Genomic DNA, 4,395 nt, shown 5'->3' with positions numbered 1-4,395 from the left:
CAAACCAAAAAAAGCCCCCGATTTCTCGACGGCTTTTTTAAAATTCCCTAAACTCCTTTACTAACGTCTAACAAACCATTTCCCAATCCACCTGAGTAATAGTGTTACTATAAAACTGGCGATCGTTCCAAAAGTGGCCATACACATGGTAACAACTATATCCTCTACAGGTAGATTAGGCAACACTCCAAATACGATACCTCCAAAAATACTAATGCGGTAATTATCAATGACGCTCTTTTTTATTGTTTAGGGACGAGTAGGGGGTTAGGGTCTCCCAGCTCCCGCGCAATTGCATTATGTGGTCCCCGCTTCTGTAAAATTGCATCAAGTGGCAGGCTAAGTAGCCATTTTCAGCCCACGCTGCAGGCAGAAGACAGTTAAAATTTTAATTCTCTTAATATTGCTAGGATGATTAAATGCTGTCTTACACTCACAATAGTCCAAGACAGTGTATCGAAGCCTATAATATCCTGATTAAGGAAACCCGTAAAAAAGTGAAATAAGGTTGAAGTATATTTGAAGAAATAAAAATTATATAAACTGTAAATCTATAATCATGAAAAAATTGGTATTATTCTTTTTAATTCTCAGTATGGTTACTCTTAAAGCTAAAGCTCAAAATGACGGAGCTATTGCAGCTGGTGCCGGAATTGCCGCTGTGGGGGCTATAATGGTGAGCATCGATAATATGAAAGAACAGGCAGAACTTAAGGCTACCGAATGGCTGCTCAATAATAAATCTAATCTCTCAAGCTTCTCATTAAAAACCTTAGATTTCGATGGTAAAAAAGCTAAAGACATGTCGGCTGTAACTTTAATAACCTATAAAATTCAAGAATTCGAACTGGCTGAAAAACCAAAATTGGATGGAAAGAAATTTGTGCTATTCGGTTTTACAAGTAACGGATGGATAAGCGATTACGGAGTAAATTTTAGTAAAATACGCTGGCATTTGATCGATCAAGAAGAATGGATGAATATGATGGTTGCATACGTAAAAACTGCCTCTAGTGAGCGAGATGATGCTGCTATTAAAGAGCGATTGCGGAACGGCAAGATTGTAAATAGAGGAATTACCGAACGTTCAAAAGCAACAATACCCTTCTATAAATTAGAGGAAGATATGTACACAGTATCTGACTATAGCAATATGATGAAATTAGTTTATAACGAGCGTTCTCTGGGTATTTATCTAAAAGAAACTTCCAATTTGGTGCAGATTGGGCGCGGTGACATTATTAAAATCCACGACTTTTTTAATAAATAAAGATGAAAGTGCATTCCAAAAATCTGGTTAACTAACAATTTAAAAAGAAAGAGGTATCGCAACTATCTCATACAGTATGCGAGTTAATAAAAAATAGAGGCAAGCATCCTTTACATTATACGTAATATTTTCTACTTCCAAGTTGAATTTTATCAAATTGCGTAATTTTGTATGGCATTTATCACTTCCGTAAAATTTTATTTTGATAATTTGATGCATAGATTCTATTCAAAGAGAAAAAAAAGGAGCAAAATCTAATTCAAGCTGGAATAGCTATAGGTGAAGTTACAATTATCTTTCTATCATTCATAATTTCATTAAAAACTGGCATATACTTGATAATGATTTTAGCGTTTGCAATAACTCTATCAATAATAGCACCTTTCTTCGAAACGCCTTCTCTCAAAAAAAAGGTTGAATGTGAATTTATTACTCGTATTTGTTTATTAATGAAAATCCCAAAAATGGTATAATTAAAATCTATGGTGGTAGTTTATTTGATTATTATTTTGTGATTGTCAGAAAAATGAATGGTAAACAACGGACAAATTTTATAATCTAACAATACTTGCAAGGGTTATTGAGCTTAATAGAAAAATATAAAGACGAAGGTTTAGAAATAAAATTTCAAGGAACTAGTTATATAACGAACACTAAAGCAGCAGAAAAAATTGGCTTCTAAGTTTTTAGACCTGACTTTTACAAAAGTTGTTTTAATTTACACTCGCTTTAATGTAGTGATTTACAGTTCTATAGATAAGAATAAAGTGTCGTTTCCGAATCTGAACAAAACTAAAACGTTTGAGGCCAATTTCAATCATTTGATAGCACAAAAGGATTATTTCATCAAATTGAATAACACGTTAAAAAGTTCTATTTCGAATTAGTCAGACACGGCTAATAGCAAGTTTAAACACACTATAGTGGTGGCAATGATGTTGTTAGGTAGAAGAGTCGGCTTTAAGCCGACATTGAGAAGAAATGATGGAGAGGTTTACTTAATTTGATTTACCAATATTCGTGGTCTTAATACACTTCTTATTAGTGGTTAAAAGTGTTCTAAAATACGATATTAAGAAGATGATGTCAAGTTTATTATAAAAATTCTGAGTTTTTGATTTAGTTGGTTATTTTAAGAACCATAAAATAAGTCTTGTAAAGCAGCTTGGATATTCTATAAAGAACAAAGACTTTCCCTTGCAAGCTTATACTCATTTTTACTTAATTGAAGCTCAAACGACGTTCGCGTAGTATTATTTAACGATAAAATAAGAGCTTTTGGGGCTCAGTTTATAGAAATTAGATGTATAAATTCTCTCCTATTTTAGACTAACTACAATTTTTAGATAAAAACATTAATTGTTCCTAATCCGTTAACTGTTTTATGTAAATGTGGGGATTATAAAAATTATTACTTTCTTATACTTGCAACTATAAAATGGTTCTAAAATATAGACCTTAGCTTTCAACCTTATAGTAGTCTATTTCAGGCTGGTTTATTTCTTGTTTATACAAAAAATGAAAGAACCTGTTATAGGTTCTTTCATTTTGCAATTAACTAAAATTTTCACTTACGAATCTACATATAAGCTTCTACAATTACTCATTTATTAATCTATATGTATTAGCTTCTTCATCGTAATTTAGGGTTACTAAGTACACGCCAGAAGATATATTGTCGCCCATCTTTACCGTTATTGTATTTTCAAGGCAATCTAAAGTCTTTTCATATATATTTCTTCCTGTTAGGTCATTAATACTAACTGTTAGTTGCTCCCCATTTAATTTTGGTGCGTTGATATAGAAAGTATTTCCATTAAATGGATTAGGGAATAATCGAATACCAGCAAGCAGATCGTTGTCTTCAACTCCTAAGCGTTGTTCTGTACGAATAGAGAAACGATCGCTAGCAATGCTTATTGGATTGTTAGCATCTACAGTGAAACCGTAAGTAGTATCGCCTGTTGCTAACAAAGTACTTAAACCTGTGAAGCGATCATCAAGGTATAGACTAGTGTTTTCCAAACCGTCAACAGTTAGTTTGAGCGTGTATTCAGATTTTGTATAACCTGTACTGTATAATGTATATACTTCTGCTGATTGTGGAAGTTCTCTTTGCTCGATACTTAAATAAGTTCCGTTGTTGTTTATACCCAAGTTTTCGTAGAAGTTCATTGGTTTTACAGCATCGTCAGATGTAAGCCCGTTGTTATAACCTTCAGCAAACACAATTCCGAAGCTATCGTGAACTGAGCCTCTATTGTTAAAGTTTTCGGTAGTAAATAGCTTAACTGTCAGCATATCACTCGAAGTAAATGGACGATTGCTATTTGTAAACTCACCAGGGGATTTATCACTCTCGCTTAATACTATTGACGATGTGCCCGCAGCTAAAGTAGAAACTTGGGCGCCTTGACCTGGCTGAAGGAATTGGTTAGCAGTAGAGCCTGATGTATTCGAACCACTCGGCAGAATTACCGTAACATAAGATCCGTAGGCTCCAAGAGAAGGATCATATACATAGTAATATCCAGTGTTCACATTAGTTGAAGCAGCAAATACGCTATTAATATCTACCGTACTTTGGTATGGGTTTCCGAACATAACCAAATCACCCTCAGTTGAGGTTGCAAAGTTCTGAGTATTCGTGCCTGTAATTAATGAACCCGTAGTACGAAGCACTGTTGAACTGGATAGGTTATCCGTAGGATTGGTAAGATCAATACTTCTATCTCCACGCACAAATAATAAATACGCTTCTCCAGCATTTAATGTATTGATATCAGTATTGTTAATTGCCTCGAATTGTTGATTTGGAACATTGACAGTGAACATTGATGAGTTTCCTGTTATAGTACCATCAAAACCATTTGTTTGGTCTGCGGTTGTCCCTGTAATATGTGTTCCAAAACCAGGTGCTGGATTGTCTGTATTACTTGTAGCACCCTCTTGCCAGTTTTCGTGAATAGAAGTTGTGGTTGTTACAGCACTACTTACCATTCTATATGAGCGACTGTTTTGCATATATCGTTGTACAGTTACCTCTCCGTTAATCAGCGAAGTATTAGGTACTTCAGCAAGTTCTCCATTACTCGTTGGTGTACTTACGAAAACAAGATTACCAT

The 4,395-nt window shown here is 34.3% G+C and carries 2 protein-coding genes; one reads left to right on the top strand and one right to left on the bottom strand.

What is annotated here, in order from left to right:
* The first annotated feature begins 559 nt into the window (after window positions 1-559).
* Window positions 560-1,270: a hypothetical protein gene (locus tag BLW28_RS15420; protein ID WP_073222331.1), complete on the top strand. Its 711-nt coding sequence runs from the start codon at window positions 560-562 to the stop codon at window positions 1,268-1,270.
* Window positions 1,271-2,869: 1,599 nt separating this feature from the next.
* Here BLW28_RS15420 and BLW28_RS15410 read toward each other — a convergent pair.
* A partial coding sequence (locus BLW28_RS15410) for a T9SS type A sorting domain-containing protein (protein WP_143036927.1) occupies window positions 2,870-4,395 on the bottom strand: 1,526 nt, incomplete at its 5' end.

This window comes from Aequorivita viscosa, from assembly GCF_900106795.1.
GTDB classification, from domain to species: domain Bacteria; phylum Bacteroidota; class Bacteroidia; order Flavobacteriales; family Flavobacteriaceae; genus Aequorivita; species Aequorivita viscosa.
Note: the sequence above shows the minus strand (reverse complement) of the source record. Positions and strands in the feature narration are given on the sequence as shown.